The following is a 17,069-nucleotide window of genomic DNA, read 5'->3' as shown; positions in this document are numbered from 1 at the left end:
ATCAGTATGAACAAAGCGTGGTTTTTCTACTGGTATTACCTGTCCGTGGTATGACCATTTCAGCCAATCGCCTTATTTCAAGCTTGCGGCTTGTTCGGCGGTCAACAGAACGACGCCATCCTCGTCGGCGAACAGCGCGTCGCCGGGATGGACCAGCGCGCCCGGCAGTTCGACCGGCACATCGACCAGCCCCTGGTCGCGCCGGGTCGAGGCGCGCGGCGTCGACGCCAGCGCCTTGATTCCCAGATCGAGTTTTTGCAGTTCGGCGACGTCGCGCACGCACCCCCAGATGACGACGCCCGCCCAGCCGTTCTTGACGGCGGACGCGGCGATCATGTCGCCCATCAGGGCGCAGCGCAGGCTGCCCGCGCCATCGACCACCAGCACCTTGCCGGCGCCCGGCGTGGCCAGCAGCTCTTTGACCCGTGAATTGTCGTCCACGCATTTGACGGTGACGACGGTCCCGGAAAAGCGCGTGACCGCGCCGAAATCCCGCAGCCCCGGCTGAAGGAAGCGGGCGGAGTCTTTGAACGTGTCGAACAGATCGCAGGTGGCGACAAACGGCATTTCGGCGGCTCCGCGCGATGAACAGCGATGCCGAACGTCTTTGCGCCAAAGCCCCGGCCAACGCAAGGGGCAGGCGTGCGGCCTATTCGACCGCCGCCCGTTCGTCACAGCCGTTTTTCAGCGGCTCAGCCCTTTTTCGATCCGGCCCCCAGCACGCAGGCCACGGCGGTCAGAATCAGCGCCAGGGCCAGCGCCAGCCGCAGGGTCAGCGGATCGCCCAGAATGACCACCGCGCCGCTGACGCCGACCACCGGGATCAACAGGGTGCTGACCGCCGCCTCCCCCACGCTCAGGCGGCGGACGGTGACGTACCACAGGGCTTGCGCCAGACAGATCGAACAGACGATGTGCCAGACGAAGCCAACCCACACCGCGCCATGCAGATCGGTCAGCGCCGGGCCGGTTTCGGTCAGGAGCGTCCCGGCGATCATCGGCGCGGCGCAGACGACATATTGCCAACCGGCGATGACGGTCGGGTGCGCCCGCCAGACCCGGCCCTTCATCACGATGGTGCCGACGGCCCAGGACACGGCGGCGAGCAGCATCAAAGCCGGACCAAGCAGGGCGGCGGGCGGGGCCGACAAGGCTTCCGGTCCCAGCAGCACGCCCAGCCCGGCCAGCCCGCAGGCCAAACCGGCGATCTGGCGCGGCCCCGGACGCTCGCCCAGCAGCGGAATCGCCAGCAGCGTCGCCCACACCGGCATGGTGAAGGCGATGATGGCGGCTTGCGAGGTCGCCATCAGGGTTTGGGCGAAAACCGAGCACAGGTTGAAGATCAACACGTTGCACAGCCCGGCCAGCAGCAGGGCCGGACGCTCCGCCCGGTCCACCGCCAGCCGATGCCCGGCCAGCTTCGCCGCTCCCAGCATCAACACCGCGCCCGCCGTAAAGCCCACGGCGCGCAGCCCCAACGGCGGAACCTGCGTCAGGATGGTTTTCACCGCTGGCCAGTTCAGCCCCCAAAACAGGCTGATCGCCACAATCAGCAGATACTTCACCGGATCGCGCGGGCTGGCGGCGGCGGAGAGCGCGGTCATGCGGTCACGCCTTCAAACCCATCCAGGAAGCTGGCGAGGTTGGCGGCGAGGTCGTCCACGGCGTAGCCGCCCTCTTGCACCAGCACGGTCGGCAGACCGGCGGCGGCGATGCGCGCGCCCATCTTTTTAAAGCCGGGCGTGGTGACGCCGAAGGCGGCCAGCGGGTCGTTGATGAAGGTGTCGAAGCCCAGCGAGATGAACAGCATGTCCGGGGCGAAGCGGGCGATCTCGTCCAGAGCGCGCCCAATGGCGGCGAGCACGGTGGCCTCGTCGCTGCCGATGGGCAGGGGGAGATTGAGGGTGTAGCCCTCGCCCCGTCCGGCCCCGCGCTCTTGCGCGTAGCCCGCCATGTGCGGGTAGAACTCCGCCGGGTCGCCATGGACCGAGACGAAAAACACGTCGTCGCGTTCGTAGAAAATATCCTGCGTGCCGTTGCCGTGGTGGACGTCCACGTCAAGGATGGCGACGCGCCCGGCGCGGCCCTGGGCGCGCAGGATCGGCAGCGCCGATTCCGCCGCGATGGCGACGTGGTTCAGGTAACAGAAGCCCCCCGCCATGTCGCGGGTGGCGTGGTGGCCGGGCGGGCGGCACAGCGCGTAGGCGGCGCGGTCATCGCCCGTGGCGACCAGCTTGGTCGCGTGGATGGCGGCGTTGGCGGCGGCGCAGGTCGCGGTCCAGGTGTGGGCGTCGATCGGGCAAGCGGTGTCGAAGGTGTGCCACCCGGCCTGTCCGACGATGCTGGTGGGGTAAGAGGGAACGCGCTGCATCCGGTGGACGTTGGGAATCACCACGTCGCCCATGCCCGGCTCGGCGATCCAACGGGCGTGCGCGGTTTCCAGAAAGGCCAGATAGGCCGGGCTGTGGACGGCGGCGCGCGGGGCCGATCCGTAATCGTCGGGCCGGATGAGGGTTTCGCCGCGCGCCTCGATCAAGGCGGCCAACGCCCCGACCCGCTCCGGCTTTTCGGGCAGGGCGCGCAGTTGGCCCTTGTTGAAATAAATCGCCGGGTGGTGCAGGGCGGCGTCGGGGTGATGAACGAATTTCATCGGGGGAACTCCGGGCAATCGAACGGTTAGGGGCGAGGGGCGAATCCCGCCGTGGCGACCAGAACCTCGAACAGAACGGCGGCGCCGCGCGCGCCGTCGGCGGGGGCGATGTTTTCAACCTCGTTGTGGCTGATGCCGTCTTCGCAGGGAATGAAGATCATCGCGGTCGGAACCTTGCCCGCGACGTAAACCGCGTCATGCCCGGCCCCCGACACAATGTCGCGGTGGCTGAAACCGAAGCCGCGCGCCGCGTCGCGCACCCGGTCCACCAGCGTCGGGTTGAAGGGGGTGGGCGGGAAACGCCAGAAATCGGCGATCTCGGCGCGCACGCCCGCAGCCTCCGCGATGGCGGCGACCGCGTCGCGGAACCGGCGGTCCATGGCGGCGAGCGTGTCGGCGTTGGGGTGGCGCAGATCGACGGTGAAAAAGACGCGGCCCGGAATGACGTTGCGCGAATGCGGGTGGACGTCGAGGATCCCGACGGTGGCGCAGGCGTCGCCCGGCGTCTCCAGCCCCAAATCCTGCACCGCCGTCACCATGCGGGCGGCGGCGACCAGCGCGTCGCGGCGCAGGCGCATCGGCGTCGGCCCGGCGTGCGCCTCAACCCCCGTCACGGTGACTTCGTACCAGCGTTGGCCCTGCGCGCCGACGACGACGCCGATTTCCTTTTCTTCGACCTCCAACACCGGACCTTGTTCGATGTGGGCCTCCAGATAGGCGTGCATCGGGTGGTCGGTCGGGGCGTCGCCCGCATAGCCGGTGCGGACCAGCTCGTCGCCCAAACGGGCGCCGTCCTGGGCGATTTTGTCGAGGATCTCGTCCAGCGCGAAAACGCCGGTGACGACGCCCGATCCCATCATCGGTGGGGAAAAGCGCGAGCCTTCCTCGTTGGTCCAGACGGCGACCTCGACCGGGTGGCGGGTGGCGACGCCCCGGTCGTTCAGCGACCGCAAGACCTCCAGACCGGCCAGCACGCCATAAACGCCGTCGAACCGCCCGCCGGTCGGTTGGGTGTCCAGATGGCTGCCCATCACCACCGGGGGCAAGGTCGGGTCGCTGCCGGGGCGGCGGGCGAAGATGTTGCCGACGCGGTCGATGGCGACCGCGCACCCGGCCTCGACGCACCAGGACACGAACAGATCGCGCCCGGCCTTGTCCTCGTCGCTGAGCGCGAGGCGGCAGCTTCCGCCCTTGGCCGTCGCGCCGATTTCGGCCATCGCGGCCAGGCTGGCCCACAGCCGTTCGGGATTGATGGGCAGGTTGGAGGGAACGGACATGGAAAAGGCTCCTGGAACGGACGGGGTGGGGTTTGCTGGCCCCCTCTCCCGCAACGCGCTACCGGATTTACACATCGTTCAGCAAGTCAAGCTATTGGAAGTCAATGACTCTAACCGTCATCCCCGCGAAGGCGGGGATCCAGAGTTCCCAAAACGAACCCTGTGATGAAGCCTGGATCCCCGCCTTCGCGGGGATGACGAACCCCAAAGTCATTCCGTTCCGCTCTTTTGCCAAACGAGGCGATGTGTGAATGCCGTAGCCGCGCGTTGCGGGAGAGGGGATTGGGGTGAAAGCGGCGTTCGGCCCCCTCTCCCGCGACGCGGGGGAGGGTCGGGGAGGGGGCAAAGGCGCGGCGATCAGCTTGGCCGTTCGCGCGCCCGCAGATCGACCAGCGCCAGGACGGCGCGCAGCAGCGGAACCTCGACCCGCGCCCGCTCGGCCAGTTCGATCACCGCGCCCAGGATGGCGTCCAGCTCCAGCCGCCGCCCGCCCTCGTAATCCTGCAACATCGAGGTTTTGAAGTCGCCGACGGCGGCGGCGTTGGCGATGCGGTCGTCGACGCTGGTGGCGAAACGGACGCCCAGCGCCTCGGCCACCGCCTTGGCCTCCAGCATCATGGCGCGCCCGACCCCGCGCGAACCGGGATCGCCGCACAGCCGCCCCAGCGTCGCGCCGGTCAGCACGCTCAACGGGTTGAAGGCCAGATTGCCCCACAGCTTGACCCAGATGGCTTCGCGGATGTCGTCGGCGCGCGCGGCCTGGAAACCGGCCTGCCCGAACAGGCTGACGATGGCGTCAACGGCGGGACGGTCGCGGTCGGCGGCGTCGCCGAAGACGAAACGCTGGTCGTTGACGTGGCGCACCCGGCACGGCCCGTCGCCCTCCACGGCGACGAAGGTGGTGGCCCCGACCACGCGGTCGGGGTCGATGGAGCGCCAGAGCAGCCCGTCGGGATCGACGCTGGTCAAGGGGCGGTCGGCCAGCGGTTCGGGTTGGCGGTGCGGGTACCACCAGGGAACGCCGTTCACCATCGGCACGATGGCGGTGTCCGGCCCCAGCAGCGGCGTGACGCTGTCCACCGTGCCGCGCAGGGCGTGCGCCTTGACGCACAGGATCACCACGTCCTGCGGCCCCAGCGACAGGGAATCGTCGGTCACGCGCGGGGCCAGCCGGACCAGCCGGTTTTGCGGGGTCAGCATGGTCAGGCCGTTTTGCCGGATGGCGGCGGCGGCGTTGGAGCGGGCGACCAGCGTCACCTCCGCCTCCGTGGCGCTCAACCGCGCGGTCAGCAGGCCGCCGACGGCGCCCGCGCCGATGATGGCGACCTTCATCATGCTGAGACCTCCACGGTCTTCGGTCCCGCCGGGCCGTGGCGCAGATCCGCCGGGATTTGCCACTCCTTGCCGGGGATGGCGTCCAGCAGGCTGCGGGTGTAGGCGTCGCGCGGGTGGGTGAAGACCTCCCGCGCGGTGCCCAGCTCGACGATTTTGCCGCGCCGCATCACGGCGATGGTGTCGCAAATTTGCGCGGCGATGCGCAGATCGTGGGTGATGAACAGCATCGCCAATCCCAGCCGCTTGCGGATGTCGTCCAGCAGTTCCAGAACCTGCCCCTGCACCGACACGTCAAGCGCCGAGACGGGTTCGTCGGCGACCAGCAGCTTCGGTTCCATCGCCAGCGCGCGGGCGATGCCGACGCGCTGGCGCTGGCCGCCGGAAAACTCGTGCGGGTAACGATCCGCCGCCGAGCCGTCCAGCCCGACCATGGCGAGCAATTCCCGCGCGCGCTTCAGGGCGGCGGCGCGGTTTTCGCCGAAGGCCACCGGCCCTTGCGCCACGATGTCGCCGATGGTGTGGCGCGGGTTGAGCGAGGCGTAAGGATCCTGAAACACCATCTGCACCGCCCGCCGATAGGGGCGGAAGCCCTTGCGGTCGAGCGACAGCAGATCGGTTCCCTCAAACAAAATCCGGCCTGAATCCGGCTTGATGAGGCCGACGATGCTGCGGCCCAGCGTGGATTTGCCCGAACCGGACTCGCCGACCAGACCAACCGTTTCGCCGGGATGGATGGTCAGGGACAGATCGTCGCCCGCCACCACCGTTTTGGATTTCTTGAACAGGCCGCCGCCGACATGAAAGACTTTGCGGACTTTTTCGGCGACCAGCAGGGCCGGGCCGGATTTGGCGTGGTCGGCGCGGTGTTCGATGTAATGCGGGACGGAGGCGATCAGTTGCCGGGTGTAGGGGTGTTGCGGGCGGTTCAGCACCTCGTCGACGGAGCCATGCTCCACCAGTTTGCCGTGCCGCATCACCGCCACCTTGTGGGCGATTTCCGCCACCACGCCGAAATCATGGGTGATGAACATCAGCCCCATGTGGCGTTCGGCCTGGATCGCGCGGATCAGGTCGAGGATTTGCTTTTGCGTGGTGACGTCCAGCGCCGTGGTCGGTTCGTCGGCGATCAGGATGTCGGGCTGGCAGGCCAGCGCCATGGCGATCATGACGCGCTGGCGCTGGCCGCCCGACAGGCGGAAGGGGTAGGCGTCGGCCAGCTCCGCCGGGTTGGGCAGGCCGACCTGATCCAGCAGCTCCACCACCCGCGCCCGGCGTCCGGCGGCGGGCAGGCTGGTGTGCTCGCGCAGGGATTCGCCGATCTGCCGCCCGACCCGCATCAACGGATTGAGCGCGGTCATCGGCTCCTGAAACACCATGGCGATCCGTCCGCCGCGCAGGGAGCGCTGCTCGGCCTCCGGCATGGTCAGCACGTCACGGCCCTTGAACAGCAGGCTGCCCGCCGACACCCGCACATGGGGGTGCGGCAGCAGCCCCATCATGGCGTGGGCGGTCATCGACTTGCCGGAGCCGGATTCGCCGACCACGCACAAGATCTCGTTGGGGTTCAGGGTGAAGGTCAGATTGTCCACCGCCAACGGGCGGTCGGCGCCGGGCGGCAACGCGATGCTCAGGCCGCGCACGTCAAGCAGAGGCGTGGTCATGGCGGGGGTCTCCGGCGAAGGGGAGGGAAAAGAGGCGTCCATCGGATCAGCCCCGCGACCGGGCGAGCTTGGGGTTCAGCGCGTCGTTCAGCCCCTCGCCCACCAGATTGAGCGCCAGCACGGTCAGAACGATGGCCAGACCGGGGAAGAAGCTCATCCACCAGGCTTGCCGGATCACGGTGCGGGCGGCGCCGATCATGTAGCCCCAGCTCATCGCGTTGGGATCGCCCAAGCCCAGAAAGCTGAGCGAGCTTTCCAGCAAAATCGCCGTCGCCACCATCAGGGAGGCCGAGACGATGATCGGCGACAGGCTGTTGGGCAGGATTTGGCGCAGGATGATCGAACTGTTGGATTGGCCGGTGGTGATGGCGGCCTGGACGAATTCGCGGTTGCGCAGGCTCATGAACTCGCCGCGCGCCAGCCGGGCCAGCGGCGGCCAACTGACGATGGCGATGGCGGCGACGATGGTGGTCAGGCTGGGGGTGAAGATCGCCACCAGAACCACCGCCAGAACGAAGTTGGGGATGGTCTGAAACAGCTCGGTGAAGCGCATGATGGCGTCGTCCACCCAACCGCCATGGAACCCGGCCAGCGCCCCCAGCGTCACCCCGATGGCCAGCGCGGCGGCGGTCGAGGTCAGGCCGATCAGCAGCGACACCCGCGCGCCATGCGCGATGCCCGCCGCGATGTCGCGGCCAAGCATGTCCGACCCCAGCGGCGCGCCGTCCGACAGCGGCGGCTGGAAGGGCGCGGTCGCCATGTCCCACGGATCGCCGGGGAAGAAGACCGAGGCGAAGACCGCCAGCGTCAGCACGCCCGCCAGAATGACGAGGCCGAGAACGGCGCCCTTGTTGCGGGCGAAGGCCCGCCAGAAGACCCAGAAGGAGTTGGCGTTCATCAGCGGGCTGCCTGAATGCGCGGATCGACAAGGCCGTAAAGGATGTCGGTCAGGATGTTGAAGAGGATCACCATCACGGACGTGACCAGGAAAATGCCGAGCAGCACTTGATAATCGCGCTGCAACACCGCCTCGAACGCCAAGCGCCCGATGCCGGGCCAGGCGAACACCGTCTCGATCAGGATGGAGCCGCCGACCAGTTGCCCGGCCTGGATGCCCGCCACGGTGATGACCGGCAGGATGGCGTTGCGCAGGATGTGGCGGGTGACGACGCGGGTCGGCGTCAGCCCCTTGGCCTTGGCGGTCTTGACGAAATCCTGCCCGCGCACCTCCAGCATCGAGGCGCGGGTCAGCCGGGCGTAACCGGCCATGTAGAACAGCGCCAGCGTGACGACCGGCAAAATCAGATGCTGCGCCACGTCGGCGGCGTGGGCCAAGCCGGTGTAACCGGCGCCGATGGTCTCGTAGCCGAAGGCGGGCAGCCACCCCAGTTGGATGGAAAACAGCAAGCTCAGCATCAGCCCGATCCAATAGATCGGCGTGGCGTAGGCCAGCAGCGCCACCACGGTGATGGCGCTGTCGGCCCAGGTGCCGACGGTGATGGCGGCCAGCGTGCCCAGCGCCACCCCGGCGGCCAGCGCCAGCGCGAAGGCGGTCAGCGTGAGGATCAGCGTCGCGGGCAGCCGTTCGGCCAGAATGCTCCACACCGGCCGTTGCTGGCGGTAGGAAAAGCCCAGATCGCCCTGCGCGATCTTGCCGACATAGGTGGCGAGCTGTTCGTAGAGCGGGCGGTTCAGGCCGAATTGCTCGCGCAACTGAGCGACGAACTTCTCATCCGCCGCCCCGGCCTCCCCCGCCATCACCATGGCCGGATCGCCGGGGGCGGCGTGGACCAGGAAGAAGTTCATCACCACGATGGCGATCAGGATCGCAAGCGCCTTGACCAGACGGCTCGCGAAGAGTTGGGCGAATCCCAGCATGGGCGTGGCTCCTGCTTGCGGCGTGCGAAAAATGCCGCGACCTTGCCCCCTCCCTCCCATGCTTGACAGCATGGGTCCCTCCCTCCCCCGCCTTTGGCGGTGGAGGGGATGGCGGCGGCAGTCCCCTCTCCCGCTGACAAGCGGGGGAGGGTTAGGGAGGGGGCAAGGCGGTATAGATGATTTGAGATTCAGGCTTTACTTCGCCGCCAGCCAAACATCCTCGTAGGTGTCGTTGACGCCGATGGCGGTCGTGTTGGCGTTTTTCACCCGCTTGTCGAGGAAGGTCGGGAACTCCATCTCCAGCAGCCAGACGACGGGCAGCTCGTCGCTCAGGATTTGCTGAACCTCGCTGTAGAGGGTTTGGCGCTTGGCCGGATCGACCTCGCGCGCGCCCTCGGCGAACAGGGCGTCCACCTTGGGGTTGGAATAGCCCATGGTGTTGGTGAACAGCACGCCTTTGCGGATGTTGTCGGAAATGTAGGTGCGGGCGACGCCCAGCGCCGGATCGCCGTACTGGTAGAGGAAGTTGGTGGTGATCTCGTAATCCCAGTTGGCCACGCGCTGGCTCCAGCCCGCCGCGTCGGTGCTTTCCAGGGTGACGGCGATCCCGACCTTGCCCAGCGCCTGCTTCAGATACTCGCCCAGCCGCGTCCAGGTCTCGCCATAGGGCATCGGCATGATCTTGACGGTGGTGCGCACGCCCTTGGCGTCCGGCTTCAGCCCCATCTCGTCCAACAGGGCCTTGGCCTTGTCGAGGTTGGGTTCGTAAATCGTCACCTTCGGGTCATAGAATTTGACCACCGAATTGATCGGCCCGGTGGGCACGCGGCCCAGGCCGAACCAAATCTTGTCGCGGATGAACTTGCGGTCGATGGCGTAGGCGATGGCCTTGCGGAACCGCTTATCGTCCAGCGGCTTGACCCGGTGGTTGATCTCCAGCCAGGACATCGGGGCGACGAACTCATAGCCCTTGGTGCTGAATTCCAGATTGGCCAGCGTCTTCATGCGGGGAACCTCGAAAGGTTCCAGATCGCTGTATTGGGTTTGCTGCACCTGCCCGCTTTCCAGCGCCAGCGAGCGGCTGGCGGCGTCGGGGATGACGCGGAAGGTGATGCCGTCGAGATAGGGCAGGCCGGGTTTGAAATAGCTCTCGTTGCGGACGAGTTGGATGTGGCTGCCCTTGACCCATTCCTTCAGCTTGAAGGGGCCGGTGCCGATGGGGGTGGCGTTGGCCGGGTTGGCGCGGAAATCGGTGCCTTCGTAGATGTGGGCCGGAACCATCGGGGCCGACGACACTTCAAAGGATTGCAGGAAGGCCGGGAAGGCCTCCTTCAGCTTGAATTCCACCGTGTAATCGTCGAGCGCGGTGATGGATTCGCAGCGGCTGAAGACGGCGCGGGCGCGTGGGTGGACCTCTTTCAAAAAGACGTTGGTGGAGAACACCACGTCCTTGGCGGTGAAGGGCTTGCCGTCGTGCCACGTCACGTTTTCAAACAGCTTGAAGCTGTAGGTCAGCCCATCGGGCGACACCGTCCAGCTTTTCGCCAGCGAGGGCATGGGGTTGAGCTTTTGATCGTAGGTCAGCAGGCTTTGATAGATCTTGCCCGCGACGGTCTGGGTCGGCCCCTGCTGGTTCAGGCCAAGCATCAGGGTCGGCGGTTCGGGCTGCACGATGCTGTTGAGGACGCCGCCCTTGACCGGCGTCTCCTGCGCGCTGGCGGGGCGGGCGGTCAGGCCGGACAGGGCTGGAATCGCCAGAACGGCGGCGAGCAGGCCAGCGGCGGCGGCCCGTTGAAAGCGCGCGGGGAGTGCGGGAAGCGGTCGTGTCATGCGGGTGTCCTCGTCTCCGGGTGAAGCGTCTGCGGTGGGGTGATGCGGCCCTGATGCTTTTCTTGTTTTTGAAACGTTGAACGCGATTCTTAACGCGGCCCGGTCGGGCCGGTCGTGCTGTCCAGCCAGCGCACCAGCGCGTCCCATTCCAGGACTCCGGCGCGCGGGTAGGCGTGTTCGTATTGGCGGGCGGTGTGTTCGCACACCTCGGGCGACGGGTGGACCAGCGGACGACCGCCCGACAGAGCCATGATCTGTTGGCGGCAGGCCTGTTCCAGGTAATACATAAGGACCGCCGCCTCCGGCACGTCCTGGCCCACGGTCAGCAGGCCGTGGTTGCGCAGGATCATGCTGTGATGGCCGCCCAAATCAGCGACCAGCCGTTCGCGCTCGGCCAGATCCAGGGCGATGCCCTCGTAATCATGGTAGGCGATGCGGTTGTGCCAGCGCAGCGAATGCTGGGTGATCGGCAACAGCCCGTCGGCCTGGGCGCTGACCGCCATTCCGGCGTCGGTGTGCAGATGGATGACCGCGCCGACGTCGGGCCGGGCGTGGTGCACGGCGCTGTGGATGGTGAAACCGGCGGGGTTGATTCCGTGGTTGCTGTCGGGATCGATCAGCTTTCCGTCGATGTCCACCTTGACCAGATTGTCCGGCGTCACCTCGTGGAACATCAAGCCATAGGGGTTGATGAGGAAATGGTCGGGGGTGTCGGGAATCCGCGCCGACATGTGGGTGTAAATCAGGTCGGTCATGCCCAGCCGGTCGAACAGGCGATAGGCGGCGGCGAGGTCGGTCCGGGCCTTCCATTCCACATCGGAACAGTTGCGGGTGGAGCGCGGGGGATGGGCGGCTGTGGCGATCATGGCGGGGTCGTCTCGTCGGTCACGGAGAGAGAAGGGTGGTCAGAGGCGTCAAACAGGCTCCAGCCCGCACCAGTGGGCGATGAACAGCGCCAGCACGCGGGTGACGTCGCGCACGCTGTCCAACGACACCGATTCGTCCAGGCCGTGGATGCGGGTCGCCTCGGGGCCGTAGCAGGTCGCCGGGGTGTCGCCATACAGCGCGAAGAACCGCGCGTCGGTGGTGCAGGTCAGGGCGACGTGGCGCGGCTCGTCCCCGCGCACCGCGCGGTGGCAATCGGCCAGCGCCGTCAGCAGCGGGTGGGCCGGGTCGATGGCGCAGCCCTCCGCCTGGAAGCCGGTCCAGATCAGTTCGGCGGCGACGCCGGACAGGGCCGGATCGTCGCGCAGGGCGCGGGTCACGGCGTCGGCCACCTCGTCGCGCACGGCGCGCGGATCTTCGTCGGGAAAGAAGCCCAGCCGCAGATCGACGACGCAGCGGGTCGGCACCGACGACGCCCATTCGCCGCCCTCGATCCGCCCCAGATTGATGTTGATCGGGTGGGCGTGGCCGCAAAAGGCGTGATGGCGGCGGCCCGGCTCGTTCCAGCGGATTTCCAACGCCTTCAGATGCCCGGCCAGCGCCCACGCCGCTTCGATGGCGTTGCGCCCGGCGCTGGTGTCCAGCACATGGGCGGGCGTGCCGGTGACGGCCAATTGCACCCACATCACCCCGACCTGCGCGATGGACAGGGTGTGGTTGAAGGGTTCGGGGATGACGGCGGCGTCGGCGCGGTAGCCGCGATGCAGGCAGGCCAGCGCGCCGTTGCCGGTGCATTCCTCTTCGATCACCGACTGGAGATAGACCGGCGCGGCGGGCTGATAACCCAGGCGGCGCAGGGCGGCGAAGGCGCTGGTGTAGGCGGCGATTCCCGCCTTCATGTCGCCCGCGCCGCGCCCATACAGCCGCCCGTCGGCGACGCGCGGTTCAAAGGGCGGGCTGGTCCACAGTTCCGCCGGGCCGGTCGGCACCACGTCGATGTGGCCGTTCAAAATCAGCGAACGTCCGGTCGGGTTGCGCGGGCGATGGACGCCGACGACGTTCTCGCGCCCCGCGTAAGCGCCGGGTTGGACGGGCGGGGAAAAGCCGGGGAGCTTGGAGAGCGCGGCCTCGTCCACCGTGAAGCGGTCAAGCTCCAGACCCAGCGTGGCGAAGCGGTCGGCCATCAGGGCTTGCGCCCCGGCCTCCGCCCCCAACAGAGAGGGTTGGCGCACCAGATTGGACAGCAGGGCGACGCAATCCGGCTGCGCGGCGTCGGCGGCGTCGAGAATGGCGGCGCGCAGGCCCGCGTCCGGCACGGCGAGATTGCCGATCTGCGGGATTTTCCCGTCTTTGGCGCGGTTGGGCTGAGTCGTGCTCATTCCTGTTCCTTTGCGGCGTCAGACCTTCGTCGCCTTTGGATCGCGGGGGAAAGATCAGGCTGAATGATCGGCCCCCTGTCTTTTGGGATAGGTCGATCATGCGAGTGAATTTTTGTTGCGCCCTGATTTCGCTTGTTTGACGGCTCAATGGAGCGATTAGGCGCTGGGGAAAGACCATCGCGCAAATAAGCATTTTTGATTTGCCCCATGAATCTGATTTATGCCGCAGTTGCTCAGTGACGCGGCATGTGCTTAGATTTTCGTCAACGCGCGGGATGGCGCGCTTTCAGGCACGGACAAGGGAAGCGCCGACGTGACGGAATCCGAGGCGGAGCGCCACGCGCTGGCCCGTTTGGGCCAACAGCTTGACTGGAATTTGCTGCGCACCTTCATGGTGATTGTGCAGGAGGGCAGCATCACCAAGGCGGGCGTCCGCCTGTTTTTGACGCAACCCGCCGTCAGTCTGGCCCTGAAACGGCTGGAGGAGCAGTTGGGCCGCCCGTTGATCGACCGGGGGCCGGGGCGCTTCGTCATCACGGCGGCGGGCGAGCAGGTCTATGACGAGGCGGTGGCGATTCACGGCACCGTGTCGCGCCTGGGCGCCCTGGTGCGCGACGTCAAGGACGAGGTCAGCGGCCATGTCCATCTTCTGATGACCAGCCGAATCCAGACCGACCGGCTCGACCGCTCCCTGCGCGAGTTTCATCACCTGTACCCGAAGGTGACGTTCCGCATCGACGTGATGGTGTCCGCCGACGCCCACATCGCCTTGCAACAGCGGGTCGGCGCGATGGCGATCTGCCTGTTGCGCGAACCGATTCCCGGCTTGGCCAGCGTGGTGTTCCTGCGCCAGACCTATCGGCTTTATTGCGGGCCGGATTTCCGCCTGTTCGGGCGGCGCGACATCGACATCGCCGAACTGCGCCACGAGAATTTCGTCTCCTTCACCTCCGACCAGATCGACGGCGCCCTGTCGCCGCTGACCCTGTTCCGCGCGCGGGAAGGATTCGCCGGGCGCGTCATCGCCTCCTCGGCCAATCTGGAGGAAGTGCGGCGGATGATAACCTGCGGTCTGGGCATCGGCCCGCTGCCCGACCACATCGCCGCCCGCGACGTCGCCGACGGGTTGTTGTGGGAATTGCCGCCCTACGAGGGCATCGCCCCGGTGAACATCCATCTGATTTGGAACGAACAAGGCAAGCTGAACCGGGCCGAACGCGCCTTCCTCGACTATTTGCGGACCGCCGCCGCGTCGGCCTGACGGGGCGCGGCGGTTCCGATCCGGCATATTTCGCACGCGTGCCAAACAATCCCCCTTCCATTCGATGCACTAATGCATTAGTGTTTTTCTCAACGGCGAACACGCCGACGGCGCCGGGGCGGGAACGCCTTGCGCCTGGAAACGCCACATGGGGAGGAACAGAGAAATGACGGGGCGCTTTGCACGGCTGTGCGTGGGGATTGCGGCGTTGACCAGCCTGTTCGGCTTGGCCGGGACGGCGCAGGCCCAGCAGAAATCCGAAATTTCGATCACCCGCCAGCCCGGCATCTTCTACATGCCGACCTACATCATGGAGAAAAACAAGCTGGTGGAGAAGCAGGCCGAAAAGCTCGGCCTGCCCAATCTGAAGGTCAATTGGGTGGCCTTTTCCGGCGGCGGGGCCGCCACCGACGCGCTGTTGTCCGGCGGCGTCGATGTGCTGAACACCGGCGTCGGCAATCTGCTGCTGCTGTGGGACCGCACCAAGGGCGGGGTCAAGGGCATCATCGGCACCTCGGCCCAGCCGGTGACGCTCATCACCCGCGATCCGAAAATCCGCTCGCTGAAGGATTACGGCCCGACCGACAAGATCGCGGTGCCGACGGTGCGGGTGTCCACCCAGGCCATCCTGTTGCAGATCGCGGCGGCCAAGCTGTTTGGGCCGGACCAATGGTCGAAGCTGGACGCCAACACGGTGCAGCTTGGCCATTCCGACGCCGCCGCCGCCATGGCCAACCCGACGCACGAGGTGAAAAGCCACTTCGCCGCCCCGCCCTTCACCTTTTACGAGATGAAGACGCTGGAAGACCCCTACGTCGTCGCCGATTCCACCGACATCATCCCCGGCGGCATCAGCCAGGCGCAGTTGTTCACCACCACCAAATTCGCCGACGCCAACCCCAAGGCGGTTCTGGCGATCAAGGCGGCGGCGCTGGAAGCCATCGACCTGCTGGTCAACGACACGGAAAAGGCGGTGGCGCAATACCGCGAGGCGTCGGGCGACAAGACGCCGTTGCCCGATCTGCTCGCCATGCTGAAACAGCCGGGCATGATGAATTTCGATCCCACGCCGCACGGCACCATGATCTTCGCCGCCCATCTGCACAAGATCGGCACGATCAAGACGATGCCGACCTCGTGGAAAGATTATTACCTGCCGACCGCGTATGACCGGAACGGAAGCTGACGCCTTCCTGTTCAGGCCGGGCGCGTCGGTTGGCGCCGCCCGGCCGCCTCTCCCGCATTTCTTCCGCAGGCTGAACGCATGTCCACGCTCCTCGACGTCAGCGCGGTGACGCTGCGCTACAAAACGCCGTCCTCCCTTGTCACCGCGACCGAGCGGGTGAGTTTCTCGGTCAACAGTTCGGACCGTTTCGTCCTGCTGGGGCCGTCGGGCTGTGGCAAATCCACCTTGCTGAAGGCGGTGGGCGGCTATCACAAACCCAGCGAAGGGACCATCCGCATCAAGGGGCGCGAGGTCACGGAACCCGGCGCCGACCGCATGATGGTGTTTCAGGAGTTCGACCAGCTCCTGCCCTGGAAGACGGTGTTGGAAAACGTGATGTTCCCGCTCTGCGTCGCCCGCAACATGGGCAAGGCGGAGGCGCGGGACCGGGCGCGGGCCTATCTCGACAAGGTGCGGCTGACCAAATTCATCGACAGCTACACGCACACCTTGTCGGGCGGCATGAAGCAGCGCGTCGCCATCGCGCGCGGCATGGCGATGGAGCCGGACATCCTGCTGATGGACGAACCCTTCGCCGCGCTGGACGCGCTGACCCGCCGCCAGATGCAGGACGAGCTTTTGCAATTGTGGGAGGGAACGCGCTTCACCGTGATGTTCGTCACCCACTCGATCGCCGAAGCCATCAAGATCGGCAACCGCATCCTGCTGCTGTCGCCCCATCCGGGCCGGGTCAAGGCCGAGGTGAGCGACGTCGATCAGGTGTCGGCCACCGACGGCAGCGCCGCGCAGTTGGAACGGCACATTCACGATCTTCTGTTCGCCGAACCCGGTCACAGGGAGTAAGCCCGATGGGCCAAGCGCGCATCCAGATGCACACGGTGGCCGACGCCGCCAGCCACACCGACAACCACGCCGCCGAAAGCGCGGTGGAACGCCAGCTCAGCCTCGCCGAACGGCTGTGGGGCAACGGCGCGGTTCGCAAGACGCTGTTGATCCTGGTTTTGGCCTTGCTGTGGCAGGTCTACGCCAGCACCCTCGACAACCCGTTGCTGTTCCCGACCCTGACCGACACGCTGACCACGATGATGGAGCGGATTCAGGACGGCACGTTGCCCGCCCGCGCGTTGACCTCGGTCAAGGTGCTGCTGATGGGCTACACGGCGGGGATTCTGCTGGCGGCGGCCCTGACCATGGTGGCGATCAACACCCAGGTCGGCACCGATTTCCTGGAAACCATGACGGCGATGTTCAACCCGCTGCCCGCCATCGCCCTGCTGCCGCTGGCGCTGATTTGGTTTGGCTTGGGCAACGGCAGTCTGGTGTTCGTGTTGATCCATTCGGTGCTGTGGGCGGTGGCGTTGAACACCCATTCCGGTTTTCTCGGCGTGTCGCGCACCTTGCGGATGGTCGGGCGGAATTACGGGCTGAAGGGCTTCCGCTACGTCGCCATGATCCTCATTCCCGCCGCCTTTCCGTCGATCCTGACCGGGTTGAAGATCGGCTGGGCCTTCGCCTGGCGCACCTTGATCGCGGCGGAACTGGTGTTCGGCGTGTCGTCGGGGCAGGGCGGCTTGGGTTGGTTCATCTTTGAAAACCGCAACCTGCTGGACATTCCCGCCGTCTTCGCCGGTCTGCTGACCGTCATCATCATCGGCCTGATCGTCGAAAACCTCGTCTTCCGCACCATCGAGCGGCGCACGCTCCAGCGTTGGGGCGTCCACAACTGA

The 17,069-nt window shown here is 66.6% G+C and carries 15 protein-coding genes; 4 read left to right on the top strand and 11 right to left on the bottom strand.

Annotated elements, in window-relative coordinates:
* Positions 1-72 precede the first annotated feature (72 nt).
* From rraA to ACODS4_RS21680, 11 genes are all read right to left on the bottom strand, one after another.
* Positions 73-567: a ribonuclease E activity regulator RraA gene (gene rraA / locus ACODS4_RS21730; RefSeq protein WP_488867453.1), complete on the bottom strand. Its 495-nt coding sequence runs from the start codon at positions 565-567 to the stop codon at positions 73-75.
* A gap of 125 nt (positions 568-692) precedes the next feature.
* On the bottom strand, positions 693-1,604 hold the full coding sequence (locus tag ACODS4_RS21725; RefSeq protein ID WP_488867451.1) for a DMT family transporter: 912 nt from the start codon (positions 1,602-1,604) through the stop codon (positions 693-695).
* On the bottom strand, positions 1,601-2,650 hold the full coding sequence (locus tag ACODS4_RS21720) for a histone deacetylase family protein (RefSeq protein ID WP_488867449.1): 1,050 nt from the start codon (positions 2,648-2,650) through the stop codon (positions 1,601-1,603). The genes ACODS4_RS21725 and ACODS4_RS21720 overlap by 4 nt, the downstream gene beginning before the upstream one ends.
* Positions 2,651-2,676: 26 nt before the next feature.
* Entirely contained in the window at positions 2,677-3,927 is a 1,251-nt protein-coding gene (locus ACODS4_RS21715; RefSeq protein WP_488867447.1) for a Zn-dependent hydrolase, read from the bottom strand.
* A 357-nt stretch (positions 3,928-4,284) separates the two neighbouring features.
* Positions 4,285-5,262, bottom strand: a complete 978-nt coding sequence (locus ACODS4_RS21710; RefSeq protein WP_488867445.1) for a ketopantoate reductase family protein — start codon at positions 5,260-5,262, stop codon at positions 4,285-4,287.
* Positions 5,259-6,923, bottom strand: a complete 1,665-nt coding sequence (locus ACODS4_RS21705) for an ABC transporter ATP-binding protein (RefSeq protein ID WP_488867443.1) — start codon at positions 6,921-6,923, stop codon at positions 5,259-5,261. The genes ACODS4_RS21710 and ACODS4_RS21705 overlap by 4 nt, the downstream gene beginning before the upstream one ends.
* A 46-nt stretch (positions 6,924-6,969) precedes the next feature.
* On the bottom strand, positions 6,970-7,821 hold the full coding sequence (locus ACODS4_RS21700; RefSeq protein ID WP_488867441.1) for an ABC transporter permease: 852 nt from the start codon (positions 7,819-7,821) through the stop codon (positions 6,970-6,972).
* The gene (locus ACODS4_RS21695) at positions 7,821-8,801 is read right to left on the bottom strand and encodes an ABC transporter permease (protein WP_488867439.1); all 981 of its coding nucleotides are present in this window, start codon (positions 8,799-8,801) and stop codon (positions 7,821-7,823) included. Before ACODS4_RS21695 ends, ACODS4_RS21700 begins: the two co-directional genes overlap by 1 nt.
* Positions 8,802-8,996: 195 nt before the next feature.
* A complete protein-coding gene (locus ACODS4_RS21690; RefSeq protein WP_488867437.1) occupies positions 8,997-10,631 on the bottom strand; it encodes an ABC transporter substrate-binding protein in 1,635 nt (544 codons plus the stop codon).
* Positions 10,632-10,720: 89 nt separating this feature from the next.
* Complete coding sequence (locus ACODS4_RS21685) at positions 10,721-11,497, bottom strand: class II aldolase/adducin family protein (RefSeq protein WP_488867435.1); 777 nt, start codon at positions 11,495-11,497, stop codon at positions 10,721-10,723.
* Positions 11,498-11,545: 48 nt separating this feature from the next.
* Positions 11,546-12,895, bottom strand: a complete 1,350-nt coding sequence (locus ACODS4_RS21680; RefSeq protein WP_488867433.1) for a M20 family metallopeptidase — start codon at positions 12,893-12,895, stop codon at positions 11,546-11,548.
* Between the two features lie 313 nt (positions 12,896-13,208).
* Here ACODS4_RS21680 and ACODS4_RS21675 point away from each other — a divergent pair, with 313 nt between their 5' ends.
* The 4 genes from ACODS4_RS21675 to ACODS4_RS21660 all read left to right on the top strand — a co-directional run bounded on the left by ACODS4_RS21675 (position 13,209) and on the right by ACODS4_RS21660 (position 17,069).
* Positions 13,209-14,156 carry a LysR family transcriptional regulator gene (locus tag ACODS4_RS21675; protein WP_488867431.1) on the top strand — a complete coding sequence of 316 codons (948 nt, stop codon included), beginning with the start codon at positions 13,209-13,211 and terminating at the stop codon, positions 14,154-14,156.
* Positions 14,157-14,322: 166 nt separating this feature from the next.
* Entirely contained in the window at positions 14,323-15,342 is a 1,020-nt protein-coding gene (locus ACODS4_RS21670; RefSeq protein WP_488867429.1) for an ABC transporter substrate-binding protein, read from the top strand.
* Between the two features lie 78 nt (positions 15,343-15,420).
* Entirely contained in the window at positions 15,421-16,185 is a 765-nt protein-coding gene (locus ACODS4_RS21665; RefSeq protein ID WP_488867427.1) for an ABC transporter ATP-binding protein, read from the top strand.
* A 5-nt stretch (positions 16,186-16,190) separates the two neighbouring features.
* Positions 16,191-17,069 carry an ABC transporter permease gene (locus ACODS4_RS21660; RefSeq protein ID WP_488867425.1) on the top strand — a complete coding sequence of 293 codons (879 nt, stop codon included), beginning with the start codon at positions 16,191-16,193 and terminating at the stop codon, positions 17,067-17,069.

The sequence above is a fragment of the Azospirillum sp. FG154 genome, assembly GCF_057809575.1.
This window is presented reverse-complemented; position numbering and strand designations above follow the sequence as displayed.